2 protein-coding genes are annotated in these 840 nt (G+C 53.8%); one reads left to right on the forward strand and one right to left on the reverse strand.

The window, feature by feature from the left end:
• On the forward strand, window positions 1–376 hold a 376-nt coding region (locus ACXJ5O_RS28605; RefSeq protein ID WP_457302857.1), incomplete at its 5' end, for a tetratricopeptide repeat protein.
• Between the two features lie 148 nt (window positions 377–524).
• On the opposite strand, the gene ACXJ5O_RS28610 is transcribed toward ACXJ5O_RS28605, so the two are convergent.
• The coding region (locus tag ACXJ5O_RS28610) for an SRPBCC domain-containing protein (protein WP_457302858.1) at window positions 525–840 on the reverse strand (316 nt) is incomplete at its 5' end.

Consider the following 840-nt stretch of genomic DNA (forward strand, 5'->3'; position numbering starts at 1 on the left):
GGACAATATGGAAACACCGGCAACGCTCGATCTGAGCTCTGTTCGCGCAAAGATCGCCGCAAAGGATTACGCCAGCGCATTGGTTGAACTGCGTGGACTGGCGGAGAACAATCAGCAGGCGGACGTCTACAATCTGCTTGGCTTTACACTTCGGAAGACCGGTGATTTCGACACGTCGCTGACCTACTATCAGAAAGCGCTGGATATCCAGCCGGATCATAAGGCCGCGCGCGAGTATCTCGGCGAATTGTACGTAGATACGGGAAAAATGGACAAGGCCGGCGAGCAGTTGGCCTCTTTGACAGCGCTTTGCCCCGGAGGTTGTGAGGAATTGAGCGACCTTCAAAAATACATGACGAACAAAGGCGTCAACTAAGGATGGGCAGGCGGTGAAACCGCCTGCTTCTCTCCCCACCAATAGGACCGATTAAAGGTGGTGAGGATCAATCGGTCATTGGGCATCTCCATTTCCTGATTTATTGAGGGCAAGGGACGGGCGACGCGATCCGCTTGAATCAGCTGCGTTATTCGTTGATCTCCGGCTCGACGAGCCTTGCTAAGTTTTTCAGCGACTCCTGCCATCCGAGATAACAAGCCTCAGGTGGAATGACGTCCGGCACGCCCGCCTGTGTTATATGGAGCTCGGTCCCGACCGACACTTTGGTCAGCGTCACAGTTACTTCCATTTCGCCAGGCAGGTTGGGGTCGTCGAATTTGTCCGTGTAACGCAAACGTTCACCAGGAACCAGCTCGAGATATTCGCCGCCAAACGTGTGGCTATTGCCAGTCGTAAAGTTCCGGAACGACATTTTGAATGTTCCGCCGACCTTTGCTTCTGAG

Source organism: Phyllobacterium sp. P5_D12, assembly GCF_054049495.1.